Below are 22470 nucleotides of genomic sequence, written 5' to 3'. Positions count from 1 at the left end.
AGATAACAGTTGCCAGCGTCCAGGATATTGCTCTGCCAAGGAAAAGTAGCACTTTGCCAGTGTAAAGATCGTGGTTTGTGGATCCACTTCATTTTTACCGCAAACTGCATATCTGAATGAAGGCGTTTTAATAATTCGGCATTCACCTGTAATAGCAAATCATCGAAATTACGAAATACAAGGTATAAGGTACCGACCGTATAACCCATATCCTGAGTAACAGAGCGGGCTGTCACGCTGACAAACGCATCATGATCGACAAGATTTAGCACAGCCTGTATCGCTAGATCTCGTAGCTGTTCTCGGCTGTGATCATTACGTCTCGCCATGAATGTTGCCTATTATCATGAATATTACACTCAATTAAACGGTGTTTATTTTATTGAACGTTGTTGTGTTGTCAAGTACTGAAACCTATCAATCCAATTCAGCGTGTTCATTATCTTAAATAAATCAGTTGAATCGTAGCGAGGGCGTCTAAAGTGATGAAGATAAAGTATTTTTTGCTAATTTTAGACGATCGCGTAGTTACTCTACGGGTGAGTCTACAATTAGCAAAAATACGTTAGGTTTAGTGCATTAGGCGTCCACAGTAGATTTAACTGATTTATTTAGGTTTAACCTAAGCGCATACCAGGCATCATACGTTTGAGCATTTTTGACATGCCACCTTTTTTAAATTGCTTCATCATTCTTTGCATCTGAGTGAATTGTTTGAGCAAACGATTAACATCTTGCACCTGCGTACCCGAACCCAGTGCAATGCGGCGGCGTCTTGAGCCTTTAATGACTGCTGGCAGTCGTCGCTCATGCGGCGTCATGGAATTGATCATCGCTTGCATTTTTAGAAACTCTTTATCGTTTACCTGCTCTTTCATTTGTGGCGAAACATTACCCATTCCCGGCAGTTTATCCATCAGGCTAGCAACGCCCCCCATGCTCTGCATTTGCTTTAATTGATCGCGAAAATCTTCAAGATCAAATCGCTTGCCTTTTTTCAGCTTGTTGGCTAATTTTTGCGCTTTATCGTGATCAACGTTGCGCTGCGCTTCTTCTACCAGACTTAGCACATCACCCATGCCAAGAATACGCGATGCCATGCGTTCAGGGTGGAACGGCTGCAAGGCAGCAATTTTTTCGCCCATACCAAGAAACTTAATCGGTTTGCCAACGATCTGGCGCACAGATAAAGCGGCACCACCGCGTGCATCACCATCCATTTTTGTTAAGATAACACCCGTTAGTGGCAGCGCATCGGCAAAGGCTTTGGCAGTATTGGCCGCATCTTGACCGGTCATGCTATCGACAACGAACAAGGTTTCAATCGGCTCAAGTGTGGCATGCAGCGCCTTGATTTCAGCCATCATGGCTTCATCGATATGCAAACGACCAGCAGTATCAACAATCACCACATCAATCGCCTGACGCCGTGCATGCGCAATAGCAGCGGCGGCAATATCAACGGGCTTTTGATCAACCGTACTAGCAAAAAATGCTACATCAGTTTCTTTGGCAAGTATCTCCAATTGTTGTATGGCTGCGGGACGATAAACGTCACAACTCACCATCATCACTGATTTTTTATCTTGTTTAAGATGTAACGCCAACTTGGCAGCGCTAGTAGTTTTCCCTGCGCCTTGCAAACCTGCCATTAAAATCACTGCCGGTGGCTGTGTGTTCAGCGATAACGGCACATTGGCCTCACCCATTAGGTGAACCAATTCATCATTGACGATTTTGACAAAGGCTTGGCCCGGTGTCAGGCTTTTAAGTACCGCCTCGCCCTGCGCTGCATCACGTACTCTATCAATAAACCCTTTAACGACCGGCAAGGCAACATCGGCTTCCAAGAGGGCCATGCGCACTTCGCGCAATGTATCTTTAATGTTGCTGTCGCTAAGACGACCTTGACCGCGAACATTCCGAATGGTGCGCCCTAGTCGCTCGGTTAATACTTCAAGCATAAGCAATCACTTTTGATAGAATGCAGACACTGTCTGCCAAAAAAATAATAAAAGAAATTCGTGATTAAGGAACCTCATTAATATGAAGTGTCCTTGGGTGATTATAGCGCGATGGTTTCGCCACCGCAGAGAAAATGTAGTTCATAACCGCCAATGTGTTGTCGACACTCTGCGGCTATTCTCTCTTCTGCTCCAGGCTTATTATGCGTGATGTACACTTTGGGGTGATGGTGAAGTTTTTTTAGGTCTTTTGCTAAAACCTGTGGTGTATAGTGCTTTGCCAGCTTACCAAGCTGCGCATCTTTGTCTTCAAATGCAGCTTCAATAATAATGAAATCCAGGCGCTGCCGATCATTGAGTGCACGCCACAAGCAGTCGTTGACGCTAGTATCGCCACTGAAGGCAAAAGCGCCGCTATCAGACTCGACGTAATAACCCACAGCCGGTACTGTATGTTGTACTGGCAACATACTAATACGGCGGCCATTTAACTCAATCACCTCACCGATCGTCATTTCTTGATAGCGAAATACAGGCTTGTCTACGGTTGGCAAAACCGAAAAATCAGGCCATATCACATTATTAAAAATATGTACGCGCAATGCAGCTAATGTTTCAGCCTGGCCATAAATAATAATTGGCGTGGTGATAGCATCAAAAATACTGTCAAGTAACAGCGGGATAAACGCGATGTGATCAAGATGTGAATGGGTAATGAAAATATGGTGAATCTCAGCCATTTCGACAAGCGAAAGATTACCAACACCACTGCCAGCATCAATCAGTATGTCCTGATCCAATGCCAACGATGTTGTTCGCCGAGCATCCCCAATACCTCCGCTGCAACCTAATACCCGCAGCTTCATACGTCCCTCATAGCTTGATCCACTGTTGTCAGTGCTAGCGGCAAAAAATAGCCTGACTTGCAAAAATTTATCCAAAATTGAGCATTCTTTAACAAATATGCCAATAAATTCCGTTTCTCTCTATTAATTACACAATAACGCGTAATAGCGCTACTCAACTCAACCATCTCTCGCTAGAATAGAACCCCTATGGACTGTAAGGGAAGCTCTGAACAAGTCATGATTGTTTTACGCTGGCTAAAATCGCCCCAATGGGCGTCGAAGATCGCAACAATAGAACCACTATTGCCGCTCACTTCGACACCCATTGCAACGATTTTATCTCAGCCTAAATTCAACCAGACTTATTCAGAGCCTCCCGAACTTTCGTTCGACCTTCATCTATGAACGCCTATCTTACGGTTATCAGTATCGTTGCAATCGTACTCTACCTGGCATCAGGTGGGCTCTTGGGCGCACGCTTGGTAAAAGGCGCTGCTATTACCGCTGCCAAACCCGCCGCCAAATACAAGGCCTCGCTACTGGGTCTTGGCTTAATAGCTGTGCTGTTGCACGGTATTGTGCTGTATCACTTACTTGTTACTGATGCTGGCCTTAACCTTGGCTTTTTTAATGCCATTTCATTGCTATTGTGGTTTATCGCGTTACTGTTACTCCTCGCCTCCATCAAAAGCCCTGTCGAAAATATCGGTATCGTCTTATTACCGCTGGCAGCACTTGCGTTAGCTTTGGAAATATTTCTGCCCTCTGACCATGTCATCAGCAGTGATATGGCGTTGGGACTCGGTATCCATATACTCACCTCATTACTGGCTTATGCAGTCTTAAGCTTGGCCTCAGTGCAAGCGATTTTAGTCGCTATACAGCATAAACATCTGCACAACCGTCACCCCGGCGGTTTTGTCCGCGCTCTACCACCACTGGAGACCATGGAATCTCTCTTATTTCAAATGATTACTGTGGGCATTGCTTTTCTCAGCGTCTCCTTATTCAGTGGCTTTGTCAGTCTGGACGATATGTTTGCCCAAGACAAAGTGCATAAAACTGTATTCGCCATTATTGCCTGGTTGGTTTTCGCTATTTTGCTGTGGGGGCGTTGGCAATATGGTTGGCGTGGCCGTATCGCTATTCGCTGGACCTTAGTCGGCTTTGTCGCACTACTGCTTGCCTATATTGGCAGCAAATTAGTACAAGAACTTGTGCTCGGCCGCTAGCAAACCACTGAATAAGTCTATGCTATCCCCTATACCGTCCCTGGCCGCTACACTCTCACCACCGTAGCATTGCGCCAACATATGAAACTAAGGAGCCTCTGATTAATTCATGGAACACGATCTTGCACCTAAAATTTTCCAGCTCTTCGTTGCTAATCTTGCCACCCCAAGAGTACTTCCTCAGGGATGCGTTAGCATTCCTGAGGAAGTACTCTTGGGGTGCGATTCGCGTCTCGGCCTGAAAAATTTCAGTCACAATCTCGCTGTCCCAGAATTAATCAAAGGCTCCCTAGTAATAACCGAAAACCCTGCACATGAATGAGCTATCGATCGATACATTGTCCATCATTCTTGTCGTACTTATTATCCTCTCTGCCTGCTTTTCCGGGTCTGAGACTGCAATGATGAGCCTTAACCGTTATCGCCTACGCCATTTGAGCAACGCAAAAATAAAAGGCGCACGCCGCACTGCCGAATTACTTGAGCGCCCCGACCGCCTGATCGGCTTTATTCTGCTCGGCAACAACCTGGTTAATTTTACCGCTGCATCTATTGCAACGGTAATCGTTGTTCGACTCTATGGTGAAGGGGCTGTATTGCTGGCAACAGTGGCGCTTACTATCGTAGTGCTGATCTTTGCAGAACTAACACCCAAGACACTGGCTATTTTACACCCTGAAAAAATCGCCTTTCCTGCTGCATTTGTAATCAAACCTTTATTGAAAATCACTTACCCCGTAGTGTGGATAATTAACACTATTGCCAATGGCATATTGTCTCTCTTTGGTGTCTCAGCAAATTCACGTCAACAAGAAAACCTTAATAGTGACGAGCTGCGTACCGTTGTCAACGAAGCCGCAGCGATGATTCCTCAACGCCATAAGAAAATGCTCATTAATATACTTGACCTGGAAAAGGTCAACGTCAATGACATCATGGTGCCACGCAACGAAATTGTTGGTATCGACCTCCATGATAGTTGGAAAGAGATTATTGCCGACCTAAAACATGCCGAGCACACACGCATGCCAGTTTATCGAGACTCGATCGAGAATGTCATTGGCTATATCCATGCACGCAACCTACTAACGATGTTAGATTCTGAGTCAGATCGTGACGTATTTGAAGCCGCCATACGACCCCCTTACTTCGTCCCTGAAGCAACGCCGCTTAACACTCAACTGCTTAATTTCCAACGCGAAAAACGCCGTATCGGTTTGGTAGTAGATGAATATGGCGACATTCAAGGCTTGGTCACACTGGAAGATATTCTTGAAGAGATCGTTGGCGAATTCACCACAGCGCGTGACACTACCATCCCTGAAATTCAGGCACAAAAAGACGGCAGTTACATTATCGAGGGTAGTGTTACCCTGCGCATGTTAAACCGTATGCTGGATCTTGGGCTCAATACTGATGGCCCAAAAACGCTTAATGGCTTAATTCTGGAAACATTAGAATCGATACCCGAACGCGGCACCAGCGTGCTCATTTCAGGACATTCCATGGAAATAAAACAGACAAAAGATAATGCCATACGAGTGGTACAGCTGCGCCCGTTTATCAAGCAAGCTTTGATTAAGCCATGAATAAAAACCTTGAGTCAAAATATTTAAGAAAGCTCTTCATCGCCTAAAGTGCCTACTGTTGGTGCGTCTCAAGACAAACTGCGCACTTCACTTATATATGGTATTGTTCGCGCTTTGAAAATCAGTAGATTAAATGTGCACCGAGCGTATTACGCTAAGGTTTAATCAAGACAGGCTCTCTTCCTTCTGCGCTGCCATTATTAGGCGCAGTCATGTGTCTCTGCACTTTCGCGAAACCTGGCTCTCAGGGCATATCGTCACCTCTTACAGCAACCACGACTACGACCCCACCTATGACCGCTAGCGATAGTTTTTTGGCAAAAACATCAGGGAATAGTGCTATTTTCGTAGAAGATAGCCGAGAATCGCGCATTTTAGACAACATTCGTGGCGTTATTTTTGAACTCGATTCGCATGGCAATTTCAGCTATGTAAACCAAGCCTGGAACAAATTAACCGGTCATTCATGCGCTATAACACTTAGCAAGCCGTTTAGCAGCTATATTCACCCTGATGATGTGACTCTCTGCCAAACGATGATTCGCCGCATGCATGAGGCGGATGATGACAGCGTAAACGGTGAAATACGATTACTGCATAAAGCAGGACACAGCTTATGGATCGCCCTGTCACTCGATAGCAAACCAACGCAAAATGGCAAAGCACTATTCGGTTATATCACCGGCATAGACAAACACCAACTCAACAACCATTTAGCCAACACCACGACTGTGCACGATGCCGTTACTGGAGCCTACAATCGGCATTATTTGGAGCTTGATCTGCAAAGTCACATCCATACGTTGACAACACAAACAGATCAACACGGCCTGCTTTACCTTGAACTACGCAACCTTAACCTTATCAACCAAGCCCTCAGCCACAGTGACAGTGACATCGTGCTGAAAGACATTGCAGATCTGCTCTCTTCCTGCCTCAAGCCAAATGACTTGCTGTGTCGCATGGGTGGCTACGAATTCGCCTTATTCTTACCTAACAGTAACCCAACCGAAACCAACGGTGTTGCCGATAAAATTTTAAAACGACTGTCTAGTTATCGCTACAGCCGAGAACCTTTCAGTTTTATCGTCAGCGGCAATATTGGTATTCGTCTTATCGATAATATTAGCACTAGCGCTACCGAATACATTGCTGATGCCGTTAAAGCCACCGCCATAGCAAAAAAACTCGGGCGTAATCGCAGTCATCTCTTCAACCAAGATGATGACGATTCCCACCACTCTCATGGTTGCGACTGGAATCACCGCATCCACGAGGCAATCGAACAAAACCGCTTACGACTCTACTTGCAACCTATCCGCGCGATTGATAGCCAACAAATTAACCACTATGAAGCACTGTTAAGGCTTATCGACGCCGATAGTGGCGAGGTCATCGAACCCGAACGCTTTATCCATGCCCTCGAACGTTCGGGCGCCATCATAGATGTTGATCGTTGGGTCATTAATAATGCCATTCAATTACTTAGCCAACGACCCAAAATACAACAACTGGCTATTAATTTATCCGCGCACGCCTTTGAAGATGCGCAGCTTCACAGCCTCATTCAAGCACGACTCAAGCATTTTCAGGTAGCGCCGCAGCGAGTTATTATTGAGTTGACTGAAACCAGCCGCCTCATCAATCTCGAACAGACCCACACGGTTATCAAAAACCTGCGCGCGATCGGCTGTCAATTTGCGCTCGATGATTTTGGCACCGGTTTTTGCTCATTCAGCTACTTAAAACACCTGCCTGCCGACTACGTCAAACTCGATGGCTCCTACATCAAGAATATTTGTGACAACAAGATCGACCAGGCAATGGTGCGCTCAATGAACGATATGGTTCATGCCCTGGGTCATAAAACCATCGCCGAATGCGTCGAGAGCACACAAGCCATTGATCTGCTTAGCGACATCGGTGTTGACTATATCCAAGGCTTCTCCGTCGGCAAACCGGCTCCCCCTTAGCAAGAACCATTAAACTCACTACGACAACACCACGGCCCCAGGGTTGAAACTATATTCAGCAACCGTTAATCTAGCCCCTAAGGATCATTGATAGGATATCAATCTTGCAAGGAGGCAACGTGTCTATATCCCAACCTATGGGTCAGTTATTAGACAAAGCAACACCAGTTTCAATTGAGCAATACGAAGCTGGGGATATAATCTTAAGGTATCTAAAGGAGTTAGAAGTTGAATACGTGTTTGGCCTTCCTGGCGGTGCAATAGAACCTATTTTTAATGCCTTGGCACGCAGTGCCGCCAGCAATGGGCCGCAAGCCATTATTGCACGGCACGAAGCTGGTGCTGTGTTTATGGCAGATGGCTATGCCAGAGAAAGCGGCAAACTGGGCGTTTGCATTGCCACCAGTGGCCCCGGCGCAACCAATATGATTACCGGCGTTGCATCAGCCTATCAAGATAGAACACCAATACTTGTTATTACCGGTCAAACTCCAATCAATCAGTTTGGCAACCAAGCAGTTCAAGAGTCCTCTTGCACTGCCATTGACACCGTCGCCATCTTTAAACATTGCACAGCCTATAGCAGCCTGATTTCACATCCCGATCAATTAGAACGCAAACTTATTGCTGCTATTAGCAAGGCTTATCAACATCAACAACCCGTTCACTTGAGCATTCCACTGGATATTGCGAGAAGCAAATACCCCACCCCACCCAACCGTCGCTTATTCCCACCTTTTACTCACCAAAGTACCGCTTTTGATATTGAAACGGCCAATGCCTTAGCTGAAGAATTACACGCTTCATCGCAACCGGTATTTGTTATCGGCGAAGGTTGTAAAGAAGCGATTAGCAGCATACTGACTTATTGTGAACAAAGTGGCACAGCAATGGTTGCAACGCCACAAGGCAAAGGACTAATCAACCCCTATCACCCCCATTTTTATGGTGTATGTGGTCTCGCTGGGCACAACTCTGCAATACAACTACTTACTTCAAAAACAACCGACCTTATTGTCGTCATTGGTTGCATGCTAGACCAACAAGCTACCTACGGCTGGCAACCCAGTGATCCAGGCTCTAACAAAACCGTATACATTGGCTCCAACCCTGATCATTTCAATCACAGTCAATATGCCAATATCAACGTACTCGGCAATATCAAATCAATATTTGAATACCTAAACACGCCGAAAAATAATATATTTCCAATTGGCCCTCGCAAAACTACAAAAAAAACTGAGCACAAAGTCATTCCATTTGAACGGCGCAGAATAGACAGAAGAAAACAAAACACCGATTCAATACATGACAAAAGACATGAAGAGCGTAGAAAATCAGGCATATTAACTCCGCTGTCGCGCAATTTTCAGCTGCAAGACGAACTTAAGTATCTCGATAACGATGAACCACTTAAACCACAGCGAATCATGCACGAACTCTCCAGACGCGCACCCGATAACACGTGTTTCTTAGCAGATATTGGCAATAGTTTTTTATGGTCAATTCATTATCTCAACCCGTGCTATAAAACCAGTGGTGAGAACTCAAGTTACCTTTATATGGGTATGGGCTTTGCGTCTATGGCGTGGTCTATTGCTGCTGCCATAGGCGTTGCAATGGCGAGCCCTAAAAAATCAGTGATATGTATTGTTGGTGATGGCTCTATGTTAATGAGCGCGCACGAACTCACCGTTGCCGTCCAATTAGAGCTAGCCGTTATTTACATTGTATTAAATGACCAAGCCTACGGAACGGTGAAACATGGCCAGAAAATGGCTGGCGCCGAAGAAATTGGTAGCGACTTACCTGCGGTAGATTTCGCCTTATACGCAAAATCAATTGGTGCAAATGGAATCAAAGTGACATCACTCGATGGTTTAAACAACATCAATCTCACGCAATTAAGCAAACGTCTGCAACCTACACTTATTGACATACTTATCGATACAACGGAGTCACCACCCTTATCAGGACGACTTGAGATGCTTGCCTCTGGACACAAATAAATCGATATAAATTATGACAGACAAACAAGAAGTAATTAATACAAAAATCTGGCAAGAAGAAGCAGAAAACGATAATCCCTTTGCGGCAAAACGTTGTTTTTGCAGTGGCTATGATGTCTATGGTGATTTGCTGGGGAAAATCAGTTGGATCGACTATCTCTTCCTGTTATATACCCTGGAACGCCCCACTGCCGAACAAAGCCAATTACTCGAAGGCATTGCTGTTGTGCTGGCAAACCCCGGGCCGCGTGATCATTCCGTCCGTGCTGCCATGTTAGGCGGGGTGGGGGGTTCGCACAGTGCGGCCAGTCTCATTGCCGCCTTATCGGTTGGCGCAGGTCAATTGGGCGGCGCCAGAGAAGTCTTTCTCGCCATGCAATACTGGCAACAATGTGCTTGTTCATTAACAGCATGGCAGGCCATCATCGCGCAACCACCCAAGCCTGCGCGTGTTGATGTCTGGCCTGAGATGGAACACACACCCGGCTTTGATCCGCATGGCGCTCACTGCGCAACGCCTGTTCTACAAAGCCTCAAACACCTCACTGCACTGTCACCAGGCAAAGCATTGCCCTGGTTACAAACACAGCGCGAACAATTAGAAAGCAGCGCCAATATGCCCCTGGCTATGACCGGACTAATGGCTGCCGCATTGACTGATCTGGAGCTATCACCCGAACAGGGTGAGATGCTCTATCTACTATTACGTCTACCCGGTGCCGGCGCACATGCTTTAGAACAACGCCATTATGGCTGGCGTAAATATCCCTTTTTTAAAAATGCGGTCACACTCACTAACGACCCTGGCCCTAACAACAGACCCTAACAGTAATAAGGAATCGGAATAGAATGGTGCTTACTTAAGAAACATTTATCAGCCACTCCCGTCATTCCGGCATTCTTTTAGCCGGAATCCAGCTATTGAGGCTTGGATTCCGGCTAAAAGAATGCCGGAATGACGTAATAGCGCTATTTCAATGTCTTAAGTAAGTGCCATTCGAATAGGAATAAAACATGACCTCACCTGAAAAATTACTCGCAGCAGAAAATAGTTGGCAAACAGCGATGGGCTTGTCGTTCCCCGGCGAGCGCGTTGTCATCCGTGGCAAAGACTTGTTCACTGAACTCAAAGATATGCGCTGGATGGAGCTATTGCTGTTCGCCATTACCGGGCGCCGTTTCAGTGACAACGAAATCAAACTGTTTGAAGGCATCTGGGTGCTATGTACCAGCTATCCTGATCCACGGGTATGGAATAACCGCGTCGCCGCCCTGGCTGGCACAGTACGCTCAACACCAACATTGGCGCTCAGCGGTGCCAACGCCTTATCCGAAGCCCAGTTATATGGTGGTCAACCTTTGGTCAGGGCTTATGATTTTTTAACACGCTGTCAATTAATGCTCGACTCCACCGATACCTGTTTAAAAGACATGCTGCAACAAGAACTCAGCGCCCATCGATCCATAGCCGGTTATGGCAGACCCATTATCAATAAGGATGAACGCATAAAACCCTTATCGAAACTGTTAGACAGACTAGGCTTTGAACCCGGCCTGCATTTGCAACTGGCCTATGAGATAGAAAAAACCTTAATCAAGGGGCGTTGGCGCATGAAAATGAATATTGCCGCGCCCGTCGCAGCGATCGCTATAGACAGGGGGCTGTCTCGTGACGAATTTGCCCACTATGTGTGCCTTGGCTTTACCGGCGGCATGCTGCCGTGCTTTATTGACAGCTTAAAACAAACACAAGGCACATTTTTGCCTGTTCGCTGCGACGTGGTCGCCTACCACGGCAAAATGGCCAGGAGCTGGTAGACTGTATCTCATCTAAGCTTATCGTAAAGTAGCGCCGATGGCCTTGGCATAAAGGAATAATTAGCACCATGGGGAGGAGTAATGCCGCCACATCTTAGCCCTGCACTTGGGCTTTTTCTTGTTTTTTTAGCTTGCAGTACAGCAATAGCACAGCTATCTCAGGAAGAAGAACTTGATCTGCTTTATGGCGGTGAAGAATTTATTAGCCTGGCAACCGGAACAAGCCAAGCGATCTCGCGCGCACCGGCTGTGGCCAGCGTGATTACTGCCGATGATATAGAGGCTATCGGTGCCACCGATCTCGATCAAATCCTCGAAACCATTCCTGGCCTGCATGTCGCACGGTCATCACGTGGCTATAACCCCATCTATACGATTCGCGGCATCTATTCAGACACCAACCCCCAAGTACTGGTGTTGATTAACGGCATACCCATTACCAATCTCTTTGCAGGAGACAGAAGCCTGGTTTGGGGTGGCATGCCGGTTAAAAATATTTCGCGCATCGAAGTGATTCGTGGCCCTGGCTCGGCCTTGCATGGCGCCGATGCCTTTGCTGGCACCATTAATATCGTCACCAAAAGCGCCAGCGAAATTAACGGTACACAAATCGGCACCGGTGCCGGTTCCTTTGACAGCCAACGCGTGTGGTTACTGCATGGCCAAAGTAATAATGGCCTCGATGTCGCGTTTTCATTTCAATATCACAAAACAGATGGCCAACGTGAGATTGTCGAATTCGATGCGCAAACCGCGCTTGACAACGCGCAAGGTACTGCTGCCTCTAACGCACCCGGGCCAGTCAATACCCAACGTGAGACGCTGGATGTGCGCCTCGATTTAACGCGCTTGGATTGGCAACTAAGACTGGGTTACCAGGACAGAAAAAACGTCGGCACCGGTGCAGGTGTCGGTCCAACGCTCGATCCTATCGGTGAAGGTAATAGCGAACGCTTTAACGCCGACCTGACCTACAAAAATGAAGACAGCTTCGATAATTGGGACTTCACTGGGCAGTTAAGTTATTTCGACACCAGCGCAAAATCCGACTTATTTCTGTTTCCAGCAGGCGCCAGCTTCCCCAATGGACAAACCTTTACCAATGGCGTGCTTGGCAATCCGGATGTCTTTGAGCGCCATGTGCGATTCGGCGGCTCGGCGTTTTATCACGGTTTTACCAATCACCGAATTCGGCTCGGAGCAGGGGTCAACCATGAGGAAATTGACAGGGTGAGAGAAAGTAGAAATTTTCAGTTAGATAACAATTTTCTACCGACAACCATTGCTGGTGGTAATGTTATTGATGTTAGCAATGACCCAAACCAGGTTTTTATACAGCCGGGTAGTCGTACCATTCAATATCTCTTCGTTCAGGACGAATGGAATTTCACGCGTGATTGGGATTTGACCGCAGGTGTACGCTGGGATAATTATTCCGACTTTGGCACTACTATTAATCCGCGTGCTGCCTTGGTCTGGCAATCGGCCTATAACCTCACCACCAAACTGTTATATGGTCGTGCTTTTAGGGCACCCTCGTTCGCGGAGACACGAAATATCAATAACCCGGTGGCGCTGGGTAATCCTAATCTTGACCCAGAAATTATTGACACCATCGAGTTGGCTTTTGATTATCACCCAACCCAGGATATTGCGACAACGCTTAATATTTTTCGTTATGAGTTACGCGATATTATTCGGCCTGTACCCACTACTTCGTCAGCAGTTGTAATTCAAAATACCGGCGATCAAACTGGCTTCGGCCTGGAGTGGGAAATGAATTGGCGCGTCAATGACGAACTGAACTTGCTGGCCAACTATGCCTTTCAAAAATCCACCGACGAAGATAGTAACAGTGATGTCGCCAATGCACCGCAGCATCAAATTTATATCCGCAGCGATTGGCAGTTTATTCACGGCTGGCAGTTAAATACACAAATTAACTGGGTAGGCAGCAGAAAGCGTGCATTCGATGACCCGCGTGATGATATTGATGATTACGCCACAGTCGATCTCGGCCTACGTCATAGCTTTGGCAAACTACCCTTAGACATATCATTGATTGTGCGTAATTTATTTGATGAGGATGCCCGCGAACCTAGCTTGAATGGCGTGCCTGCACCGGCGATCACTAATGATTTACCTTTGCCTGGCATTCACGGCTTCATTAGCTTGGAATATCGTATTTAAATCGTAACACTGCTGTCCCGTTAACTTAATATGTATCATTGTTTAACTGGCATAACACTTAGCTATTAGGTTACTTTGTGGGATTAGAGAAATGAAAATCAATAACCTCCTGCTGTCATTCTAGCGAAGACTGAAACCCAGTGGTTTCAACGACATTCTGGATTCCCGCCTGCGCGGGAATGACGGAAAAAAGTTAAGGGGACAGCAGTGAAATCGCAACTAAATCTATCAATGGATTACCTCGCCTAAGATTAAGGGAAATGAAATGAACAATCAGCATTTTATGCAAAGACTAAAGACACCTAAATTAATATTTATTCTATTATTGCTCTGTGGTTTAACGCAGAAAAATGCGCTAGCAGAAGGTTTTGATTTTGATAGTGGCAATGCCTTAACAGAAATCTTCTTTCCAACCGTCGCGCCATTCGGTCATCATATTTCTCCAAGTGGTGGCGATGCCAGTCTGATATTAAGAACCTCGGCTTTAACCACTAACGCATGGTTTGATGCGGCCGCACCGTATCATCCTACTGCAGTAGGGGTCTACACACGGTTAGGCAGACGACCAGCGCTGGAATCTAAAACCAATCGCAATATCAATATCGCACTACTCTATGCATCATACCGAATATTAAACAGCCTAGCCCCACAACAAGAACAGGTTTGGCGTGATATGTTAACAAACATTGGTTTAAATCCTGATGACGATAGTACCGACTTAACAACTGCCATTGGCATTGGCAACGCCGCTGGCAATGGCGTGGTCAGCGGACGCGAGCACGATGGCATGAACCAACTCGGCGATGAAGGTGATCAGCGCTACAACAGGATGCCGTATAGGGACTATACGGAATACCAGCCCATTAACACCGCCTATCAGCTGCGAGACCCATCACGCTGGCAGCCAGATATGCAGCGCAAAAGTATGGGTCTGTACAAGATTCAGCAATTTGTCACACCACAGTATGCGCTGGTAGAACCCTATTCCTATCAAACCGCAACGGCTTATCAGGTTCCCCCACCAGTGAATAGCAATCACCTTGAATTGAATAATTATAAGGCTCAAGCAGACAGGGTTTTAAAAATTTCGGCTAAGTTAACTGATAAGCAAAAACTGTCAGCCGAGTTTTTTGATGACAAGATAGCTAGCTTGGCAACAACCGCTATATTTGTTGCACAATCACGAGGTTTATCGCTATTGGAATTTATTCACCTGGATTTTCTGGTCAATATGGCCTCATTTGATGCAGGTATTGTAATTTGGCAGGAAAAACGGCGTTATGATGCGGTAAGACCGTTTAGCGCAATTCACCATATCTATGGCGATAAAGCTGTAACGGCATGGGGAGGTGTGGGACAAGGTAGCGTTGATGATATTCCAGGCAAGGAATGGAAAAGCTACCTGGCAGCAGCAGATCATCCGGAATATCCATCGGCTTCGGCTTGTTTCTGTACGGCTCAGGCACAGGCAGCCCGTAAGTATTTTAATAGCGATACCTTGGGCTTCCAGGTTGACCGCACAGTGGGCTCATCCAAAACAGAGCCAGGCATTACTCCTGCTACTAATACTACTTTGAGTTGGAAAACCTGGACAGAGTTTAGCCAAGATTGCGGTCAAAGCCGGGTATGGGCAGGCGTGCATTTTCAAGCTGCTGTTGATGTAAGCAATAAGCTTTGTAGCGTATTTGGAGATACTGCGTTTGAGTATATAAACGAGCTAATTGCTGGAACTGCGCCAGAACGAGGCCCAAGCAAAGGAATACAATAATGTGTTCAACTTGACAAAGCTCTCTCCTCTGGCAGCCTATACTTACCCACCAGTCCTACCAACTGAGCTTCTTCTGACTGGTGCTCTTGCAACGGTAGTGGCAATGTGAAATACAACGCCGACCCTTTTCCCAAGTCACTTTTCACTTTAATTGTGCCGCCCATCAAGGCACACAAATGTTGCGAAATCGTTAAACCTAAACCGGTGCCACCAAACTCCTTGGTGGTTGTCATATTCCCCTGCTTAAACGCTTGAAATATTCGCTGCTGCTGTTCTTCATCCATGCCCATACCGGTATCAACAACAGAACAAAACAATGCATCAATACTGTGCTCGATTTTCAGTGTTATGGTGCCTTGTTCGGTAAATTTGGCGGCGTTACTCAGCAAGTTAATTAAAATTTGTCTCAGCTTAACAGCATCCATCGACAAAGAGCTGACATCAGACACCACGTCCACTACTAATTTATTATTTTTATCCGTAATCAGGGGTAATACACTATCTTCAACCTGACCTGCCAATTGTTTAATATCAACCGTGCCACATTCTAATTCCATGCGCCCGGCTTCAATTTTTGCCAGGTCAAGAATATTATTAATCATTGACAACAAATGCTTACCCGCATTGTCGACTCGGCTGAGGTCTTCGACACAAGTTGCAAGATTAAAATGATCGCTACGAGCATCCTCAAGCACCATACTGGTATAACCCAGTACAGAGTTCATAGGTGTTCTTAGCTCGTGACTCATATTGGCGAGGAAGGCTGACTTATGTTTGCTTGCCTGAATTGCCGCATCACGCGCATCACGCAAGTCACGTGTACGTTCCTTTATTTTGTTCTCTAAATTGTCATTTTGATTACGTAGACGCAGATCGCGTTCATCCAATACATCCATCATAGAGTTAAAAGCATGTGCCATATCTCGAATTTCTACTGGCCCCCTAATCTTCGCTCGTGATGTCTTTTCCCCTACGTCTTGCTTGTGCATTAATGCAGACAGTTCACTCAAAGGCGTCACGATACGGGATAATATTTTTTGTAAAACAAGCAAAATGATAATGGCCAGCACAAAAGACACTAGGGTATATTGCAAAATAGTCGTTATACGTTGGGAATTTAACTCAGCCTTACTCATCACTATGTCGGCAAACCCCAATAAATTTGGAGCTTGATCACTACCAATAAACGCTACTATTTGTTCGTCTGCCTGCCTATCAAACACAGGGGCGCGAAAACAGAGGTAGATATCCGTTTCACAGAGTAAAACCGCGCCCTGCTCAACGACTTCAGGCATCCTACCCCTACGCTTTCGCGGAGCCTGCTCCGTGCTTGGCACGGGTAACAGGCTCTCGGGGTGCAGCGTGCGCCCCTCAAGGGGGGCTTGAAAAGAACCCTCGAAGCCCAGCCTTCCGCGCACATTTGCCTGAATATTTTTGAGTTTATCAACCGAATCATCCCCTTCATGCAGCAGCATTTTTCCATCATGTGTCAATAACTTAACATACATTACATTTGGGAAAGATAAGGTGCTGGCAACCAAATCTTCTGCGTTTTCGGCAGATTCAAATAATAGTGCTAATACGCTTTGCTCAGCAAAACTCTGGGTCAGCTGTAAGCCTTGATCAATAAGCTGCTGACGTGAATTTTTACTGGTAACCCACGCAGTTAATAGCGAAGAGACCAGCGCTAACACAAGAATGCCGACTGACACTAATAACATTATCTGGCGTCGAAACTCTCTATTGTGTGGTAGTAATATTCTTAGTAATGCCCTCATTAAATACTCTAGCCTGGATAATTCATGAATACGCGAGATTATTGCACCCCAAGAGCTCTTTTTAGTACCCCCTTGAGGGGTATACTTCCTCGGGTTGTCTAGCGACAACCCTCAGGGCGCGCAGGTAATTGATATTACAGTAGATTATCTGATTGAGTGTCGTACTGGTGGGTACGGTCAATTAAAGATAATCTACTGTAATATCAAGCTCTAATCCCCAGATAGAAACGCGAGGTAATGTGCAAGATATTGATTTCACAGTGAACCAAAAAATATCAGTCGCACCCATAGGTTCGGCGGCTATTTTTTGTTTTGCTGTGAAATCAAGAGCTTGTGTAGTATACGTGTTTCTATCTGGGGATTAGGGTCAAGAGCCAAGTGAGAAATTGCGTTATTCATGAATTATCCGGGCTAGTTTTGAGGGAACTTAAGATCGTAGCGCTTGAGGTCTTCTTTATCGAGATTGATAGCCAAATGTGCTGCAGTTCGAATATTAATAGCAAAACCTAAATCCATAAGAAGCTTTACCTCAAAGTCTGGGTTACCCGTACTCAGCCATTTGTTTACTGTGTTGGCAATATTATGTCCCATCTGCCTATTTTTAGGAAAGACAGACAATAGCGCGCCGCGTTTGGCATGTAACGGATTACTGGATATCAGCGTTAAATTTCGATCCCAGGTAACACGCAGTATTAACGGTAAAATCGTGCGATTCTCCACAGTAATGGGGTCTAATGGCAACCAAAGTGCACTGCGCTCGGTCTCAAGCTCATTAAGCACTGTCTTATATTGAATAGCCGCTTGCCTAAGGTCTGATACCGCAATCGATTTAAGCTCAATACCATTACTTTCTGCTACCTTAGCAGCATACTGCATCAGCCAGTCGTTATGTATTGGGCTATAGACGACAAATATTTTCTTTACAGCAGGGATTAAGCGTTTAAGCTCGATAATAATCGCTTCAGGATCTGCGGCAAGGCTAATGCCGCCGATGTTATCGTGTTCAAGAATATCTGCTGAAAGCAACGAAACAGCCACCAAAACAGGTCTGCCACCAGCAACAATTTTAGCTACTTCAAGTCCTTGGTGGCCAAGGGCGATAATTGCTTTTATATTTTTTTTATCCAGCCAGTCAGATAGCGTTTGTTGATTGTCATTACTGGAAATTTTTCTTATGCTTACTTTGAAATCAGCTGTTTCTTTAATGCCATTGATAATGACACGAAACACTTGATCATAGGGCGCGCGCAAATCAGGCTGGAATATTGCGACAGTGTCTTTACCCTGGGCGCCAGAGACACCAAGAAAAAAGAGGGCAAGTGTAACAATACCTTGCTGAAACATGCCGCTACGCTCGCGCGCAGGCAGGCTCTTGGCGGACAAATCTATCAAAATGTTATCCATAACCTAAGAGAAGCGTATTCTTCTCTCATTGCCTTCAATAAAGACTGCAAAATTAGACGCTACTCGGCGAAATTCAACTAATATTAAACTAGAAGGTGTCTTAATAATCCCTTAACAAGGCCAATATTGTACTCTTCTCAGCGCCGACACACACACCAGGATTTTTTGCTGCCAACAGATCAGGCTAGTCTTCTACCAATCGAAAATCCATATCCATAAAATCGCCGTTATTATCCCATTCGTTACCCCAGGCATCGACCTGGATATGCTCGGCGCTGATTTCTTCCATTTCATCAAGCAGGAAACCCTCGGATTCCATCGCTAGCTCACTACGTTGCTTCTCTTTTGGTGCAGATTGCATCACGTTACTCCCGATGTTGAGTGGCCATACGGCCCACCAGATACGCTTCTGACTACCCTAAAAGCGGCTGTTTTAGCCGCAAAACAAGATGTCATACTACACTTAGAATATCGACCTGGTGCGCAGTAACTTTAAAAGGGAATGATAGACAAAACAGTCAAAACATGTGATATAGCACACACATTGCGTACTAAATAAGCTTGCTCTTTGCTCTTCCTCAAATGTAACAAACAAACCTTGAGGCAGCATCTGATGTGTCTGGAGTGGTGAGTTTGATGGCTACAATTTTTTAGACCGAGGTGCCCATCTTGTCAAGAGTGGGGCTATTGCGCCCCCACGCTTTCGCGGAGCCTGCCCCGTGCTTGGCACGGGGGGCAGACCCTGAGAGGATGCGGTAGTATTTCTGAGGAAGCACTCTTGGGGTGGCAAGATTCGCACCTCGCAGAAAGCACCCTGAAAGTGCAACAAAGAGCTGAAGAATTTTAAGCAGCAAGGTCACGTTCTACGAATTAATCAGAGATTCCCTGGCCTGCATTTCTCACCACTGTTCGTGGCGAAATAGATCAAGGATGCACACCAAGCCATCTGGCGCGTATCACTGGGCTGCCGCAGTAGAACGGTGGTGAAAAATACAAGCTAACCATTCACCCAGAAATTCGTTCAAACGCCGTTTTTCGCGTTTATTAAACATATTGGGGTTAGGGTAGTCATATTCGACTTTGAAACGACTGCGATTTTGATAAGACAAAACTTCCGCCACCGCAGCATCGTGATATAAGCGCACTGCCATTTCCGCTGTCGGTACAAGCTTTGAGCATAAACTCCAGTCTGCCGTTAGGCGCACCACACTGGTATAAGGCGTCTTCTCAAGCAACTCAAAGCTAAAACCATCACCCCCTGAAAATTCAAGCCGATGTCTTAAGTTCGCTTGCAGCAGTGCGGGCCACAAAATCATAAGTCGCTCGTAATTATCATCGTACACTTCAAGGGAGGCGTAATATTCAATGGCACAACTACGCGCCCTCACACTTTCGCGAAAACTGCCACGTGATTTTGAGATGCAATGCTTATTCATTCCACAACCTAATCAATCAACACGGAATTTTTACACACCCTTTACTTCTATAGTCTAGCGACCAATAGCAAAGAAACTTTTCCTCATCTTGCGAATACAATAAAAAACAATCTGAAAAACGTCATTGTTATCTTTAGCTTGATAATGACAATATCATAGATTGCGACAACTGATACACGACTTGCAGTCTATCTCAAAAACCGATTTAGCTTTATACTATGCCCCTATGAAACCATCACGCACTGCAATATTAACCCTGCTTATCGCCGCATTAGCTGGTATTGCCACCACGGTCTACCAGTGGCTTGCGTTGCTATCGCTGCGTAATAGCGGCGAAAAACCACTATGCGCAGTGAATGAAACTCTCGATTGCAGTGTTATCTGGGATTCTGCCTTATCAACCAACATTCATCAATTCAGCAGCATCCCTATTGCTGGTTGGGGTCTGATTTGGTCTGTCTTGATAATAGTGTTTGCCATCAAACTATTATTAGATAAGCAAAAAAATCGTGATGAGTCGCTGTCACGTTCAGCGCTAGGCATCTGTGCGATAACAGGAGTTGTTGCTACCATCGCATTAATTCTCTACAGCCTGTCGCTGCAAGTGTTTTGCTTGAGTTGCATTATATTTTATATAATTGTTGCCATCATCGCTTTTATTATCTTTGCCAGGTTAAAAGGTGAGAACACTAAAATTCTTGCTGGTAGTGGCATCGCCTTGGCGCTGACTATCGTCCTAGCCTTAATATTGTTCATTCCAGGAAAAAATACGCCCTTATACTCTGTGTTGAATAGCCCAATTGTGGCAGGTGGCGACGATACTCACTCTGGATCTGGCCTAGCGACAAGCTCGACTAAGAACAATGACAAACTAAAACAATTCATAGCAACTCAACCTGAGGAAGCACTACAGGCAATGAGTGATTTTCTCGCTGAGTACCGCGATGCCAAAACAATTGAACATAAAGCTGACCCTCGCCGCTTATCCTTTGGTGACGAACAAAGCCCGGTCAAGATCATCGAATGGTTAGAAATCACTTGTCCACACTGCGCCCAACTCAGCCAGCAGCTTGCCAGTATTAAAAACTCGGCGGGTGCTGATGACTGGTCATTGGAAACGCGTTATTACCCGTTAGACAGTGAGTGCAACCCTAATATGTCGCGCAGCCGCAACAATGGGGTGAGCTGCCTGGCAGCGAAATCATTGATCTGTCTAAGTAATGATAAGAGCAAGGCATACAGCGTTCAAGAAACCTTTTTCGCTAACCAAAAGCAACTGAACACCGAGATGATGCGCGACATCATCCGTGACCACGACGTCGATATGATAAAACTAACTGTTTGCATCGATTCAGCAGCGACAGCAAAAGCACTGGCAACCGATATTGCTATGGCGCAGGAGCATGATATTAGCGGTACACCACTGCTAGTCATGAACGGCCGTACGCTTACCGTTATGCCACACTTGATTTACAGTTTAATTTTAAGTGGCGGTGATGATGCCGCAGTAGAGTTTTCGCAACTGCCTAAAGCAAAACCTATTTCACACGAAGGGCATGACCACTAAGCTGTTTTAAGGCCCCCACTGTTGTCGTAAACGTGCTCTGTTTAATTGTAGCCATTGCAAGCCAATCATAGCCGGCGCACTGCATATTTTCCCTGTATTGAGCGCTGCAATAGCTTCATCGTAAGACGTAATATGAATGCGAATATCTTCACCTTCATCAGCCAGGCCAGCATAGTCATGCTTGATTGTTGAGATATCAACTTTGCCGCAATAGATTTGGCAGGTTTCTGAACTGCCACCAGGGCTGACATAGACGTTACTAATCGATTCAAGTGTAGTCAGGTCACAACAGGCTTCTTCAACTGCCTCTCGACGCACAGTGTCTTCATGCGATTCACCGTCTTCTACCATGCCGGCAATGATTTCCAACAACCAGGCGCTATCGCTAGCAATAGCGCCCATGCGAAATTGCTCAATCAATACAACCTGGTCTGTTTGTGGGTCATAAGGTAGGACAGCGACGCTGTGGCCTCGCTCAAACAGTTCAAAATCGCGTGCTTCACTCCACCCACCATCAAAACGTTTGTGACGCAATTGGTAAGCATCAATACGAAAGTAGCCTGCATAAGCTAGGCAGCGATTCAGTATCTCAACATCTTGCTGATTAAACTTACTTGCTTTGAACTTGCTGATTTCTTTATATTTTTCCAACTGAGGTCTACCTAATTATAGTTAATATTACTTCATCAAGACCGCTCGCACATTCGATTTTTATTTTTTCTCATTACCACGCAGCTGCGTGGCAATGAGAAAAGAAATTTAGACGACTAAAGTTATTGTCCAAACAGTCGTTACCCTACTTAAGGAACTACTAATGTGTCATGGACGATTATCTTATGATCAAAATACCCAGCTTCTGCGTTACACCCCAAGGCACTTCCTCAGGGCGCACCC

General features: G+C 45.7%; 17 protein-coding genes. 9 read left to right on the top strand and 8 right to left on the bottom strand.

Annotated elements, in window-relative coordinates:
- The 3 genes from JKY90_02265 to JKY90_02255 all read right to left on the bottom strand — a co-directional run.
- Window positions 1-329 (bottom strand): TetR/AcrR family transcriptional regulator (locus JKY90_02265; GenBank protein MBL4851095.1); only part of this gene is annotated, 329 nt, incomplete at its 3' end.
- 288 nt (window positions 330-617) lie between these two features.
- The gene (ffh, locus tag JKY90_02260) at window positions 618-1964 is read right to left on the bottom strand and encodes a signal recognition particle protein (protein ID MBL4851094.1); all 1347 of its coding nucleotides are present in this window, start codon (window positions 1962-1964) and stop codon (window positions 618-620) included.
- Window positions 1965-2065: 101 nt separating this feature from the next.
- Complete coding sequence (locus JKY90_02255; GenBank protein ID MBL4851093.1) at window positions 2066-2905, bottom strand: 3',5'-cyclic-nucleotide phosphodiesterase; 840 nt, start codon at window positions 2903-2905, stop codon at window positions 2066-2068.
- Window positions 2906-3213: 308 nt separating this feature from the next.
- Between JKY90_02255 and ccsA the strand changes: the two genes are divergently transcribed.
- The 8 genes from ccsA to JKY90_02215 all read left to right on the top strand — a co-directional run bounded on the left by ccsA (window position 3214) and on the right by JKY90_02215 (window position 15391).
- Window positions 3214-4044, top strand: a complete 831-nt coding sequence (ccsA, locus tag JKY90_02250) for a cytochrome c biogenesis protein CcsA (protein ID MBL4851092.1) — start codon at window positions 3214-3216, stop codon at window positions 4042-4044.
- Window positions 4045-4358: 314 nt separating this feature from the next.
- On the top strand, window positions 4359-5633 hold the full coding sequence (locus JKY90_02245) for an HlyC/CorC family transporter (GenBank protein MBL4851091.1): 1275 nt from the start codon (window positions 4359-4361) through the stop codon (window positions 5631-5633).
- 293 nt (window positions 5634-5926) lie between these two features.
- Window positions 5927-7606 carry an EAL domain-containing protein gene (locus tag JKY90_02240; GenBank protein MBL4851090.1) on the top strand — a complete coding sequence of 560 codons (1680 nt, stop codon included), beginning with the start codon at window positions 5927-5929 and terminating at the stop codon, window positions 7604-7606.
- A 119-nt stretch (window positions 7607-7725) separates the two neighbouring features.
- Window positions 7726-9615 (top strand): thiamine pyrophosphate-binding protein, encoded by a 1890-nt coding sequence (locus tag JKY90_02235; protein ID MBL4851089.1) that lies wholly within the window; start codon window positions 7726-7728, stop codon window positions 9613-9615.
- A 13-nt stretch (window positions 9616-9628) separates the two neighbouring features.
- Complete coding sequence (locus JKY90_02230; GenBank protein ID MBL4851088.1) at window positions 9629-10441, top strand: citryl-CoA lyase; 813 nt, start codon at window positions 9629-9631, stop codon at window positions 10439-10441.
- A gap of 188 nt (window positions 10442-10629) precedes the next feature.
- Window positions 10630-11433 carry a hypothetical protein gene (locus JKY90_02225; protein MBL4851087.1) on the top strand — a complete coding sequence of 268 codons (804 nt, stop codon included), beginning with the start codon at window positions 10630-10632 and terminating at the stop codon, window positions 11431-11433.
- Between the two features lie 81 nt (window positions 11434-11514).
- On the top strand, window positions 11515-13623 hold the full coding sequence (locus JKY90_02220) for a TonB-dependent receptor (GenBank protein MBL4851086.1): 2109 nt from the start codon (window positions 11515-11517) through the stop codon (window positions 13621-13623).
- A 265-nt stretch (window positions 13624-13888) separates the two neighbouring features.
- On the top strand, window positions 13889-15391 hold the full coding sequence (locus JKY90_02215) for a vanadium-dependent haloperoxidase (protein MBL4851085.1): 1503 nt from the start codon (window positions 13889-13891) through the stop codon (window positions 15389-15391).
- A gap of 5 nt (window positions 15392-15396) precedes the next feature.
- Here JKY90_02215 and JKY90_02210 read toward each other — a convergent pair whose 3' ends face one another.
- The 4 genes from JKY90_02210 to JKY90_02195 form a co-directional block, all read right to left on the bottom strand.
- The gene (locus tag JKY90_02210; protein MBL4851084.1) at window positions 15397-17112 is read right to left on the bottom strand and encodes a HAMP domain-containing protein; all 1716 of its coding nucleotides are present in this window, start codon (window positions 17110-17112) and stop codon (window positions 15397-15399) included.
- 468 nt (window positions 17113-17580) lie between these two features.
- Window positions 17581-18573: a hypothetical protein gene (locus tag JKY90_02205; GenBank protein MBL4851083.1), complete on the bottom strand. Its 993-nt coding sequence runs from the start codon at window positions 18571-18573 to the stop codon at window positions 17581-17583.
- Between the two features lie 184 nt (window positions 18574-18757).
- Window positions 18758-18934 carry a hypothetical protein gene (locus JKY90_02200; protein MBL4851082.1) on the bottom strand — a complete coding sequence of 59 codons (177 nt, stop codon included), beginning with the start codon at window positions 18932-18934 and terminating at the stop codon, window positions 18758-18760.
- Between the two features lie 595 nt (window positions 18935-19529).
- Window positions 19530-19889, bottom strand: a complete 360-nt coding sequence (locus tag JKY90_02195; GenBank protein MBL4851081.1) for a DUF1249 domain-containing protein — start codon at window positions 19887-19889, stop codon at window positions 19530-19532.
- 346 nt (window positions 19890-20235) lie between these two features.
- On the opposite strand from JKY90_02195, the gene JKY90_02190 reads away from it, so the two are divergent.
- The gene (locus JKY90_02190) at window positions 20236-21576 is read left to right on the top strand and encodes a thioredoxin domain-containing protein (protein ID MBL4851080.1); all 1341 of its coding nucleotides are present in this window, start codon (window positions 20236-20238) and stop codon (window positions 21574-21576) included.
- A gap of 6 nt (window positions 21577-21582) precedes the next feature.
- On the opposite strand, the gene JKY90_02185 is transcribed toward JKY90_02190, so the two are convergent.
- Window positions 21583-22209 (bottom strand): NUDIX domain-containing protein, encoded by a 627-nt coding sequence (locus JKY90_02185; GenBank protein MBL4851079.1) that lies wholly within the window; start codon window positions 22207-22209, stop codon window positions 21583-21585.
- Window positions 22210-22470 lie beyond the last annotated feature (261 nt).

This window comes from Gammaproteobacteria bacterium, from assembly GCA_016765075.1.
Lineage (GTDB): Bacteria > Pseudomonadota > Gammaproteobacteria.
The sequence above is the reverse complement of the archived record's forward strand: the minus strand, read 5'-3'. Positions and strand labels throughout refer to the sequence as shown.

Coding starts and splice junctions, on each gene's coding strand:
- JKY90_02195 (MBL4851081.1), bottom strand. CDS start 19,889: ATGATTTTGTGGCCCGCACTGCTGCAAGCGAACTTAAGACATCGGCTT.
- JKY90_02245 (MBL4851091.1), top strand. CDS start 4,359: ATGAATGAGCTATCGATCGATACATTGTCCATCATTCTTGTCGTACTT.
- JKY90_02200 (MBL4851082.1), bottom strand. CDS start 18,934: ATGCAATCTGCACCAAAAGAGAAGCAACGTAGTGAGCTAGCGATGGAA.
- JKY90_02215 (MBL4851085.1), top strand. CDS start 13,889: ATGAACAATCAGCATTTTATGCAAAGACTAAAGACACCTAAATTAATA.
- JKY90_02190 (MBL4851080.1), top strand. CDS start 20,236: ATGAAACCATCACGCACTGCAATATTAACCCTGCTTATCGCCGCATTA.
- JKY90_02240 (MBL4851090.1), top strand. CDS start 5,927: ATGACCGCTAGCGATAGTTTTTTGGCAAAAACATCAGGGAATAGTGCT.
- JKY90_02210 (MBL4851084.1), bottom strand. CDS start 17,112: ATGTTATTAGTGTCAGTCGGCATTCTTGTGTTAGCGCTGGTCTCTTCG.
- JKY90_02220 (MBL4851086.1), top strand. CDS start 11,515: ATGCCGCCACATCTTAGCCCTGCACTTGGGCTTTTTCTTGTTTTTTTA.
- JKY90_02205 (MBL4851083.1), bottom strand. CDS start 18,573: ATGGATAACATTTTGATAGATTTGTCCGCCAAGAGCCTGCCTGCGCGC.
- JKY90_02230 (MBL4851088.1), top strand. CDS start 9,629: ATGACAGACAAACAAGAAGTAATTAATACAAAAATCTGGCAAGAAGAA.
- JKY90_02225 (MBL4851087.1), top strand. CDS start 10,630: ATGACCTCACCTGAAAAATTACTCGCAGCAGAAAATAGTTGGCAAACA.
- ccsA (MBL4851092.1), top strand. CDS start 3,214: ATGAACGCCTATCTTACGGTTATCAGTATCGTTGCAATCGTACTCTAC.
- ffh (MBL4851094.1), bottom strand. CDS start 1,964: ATGCTTGAAGTATTAACCGAGCGACTAGGGCGCACCATTCGGAATGTT.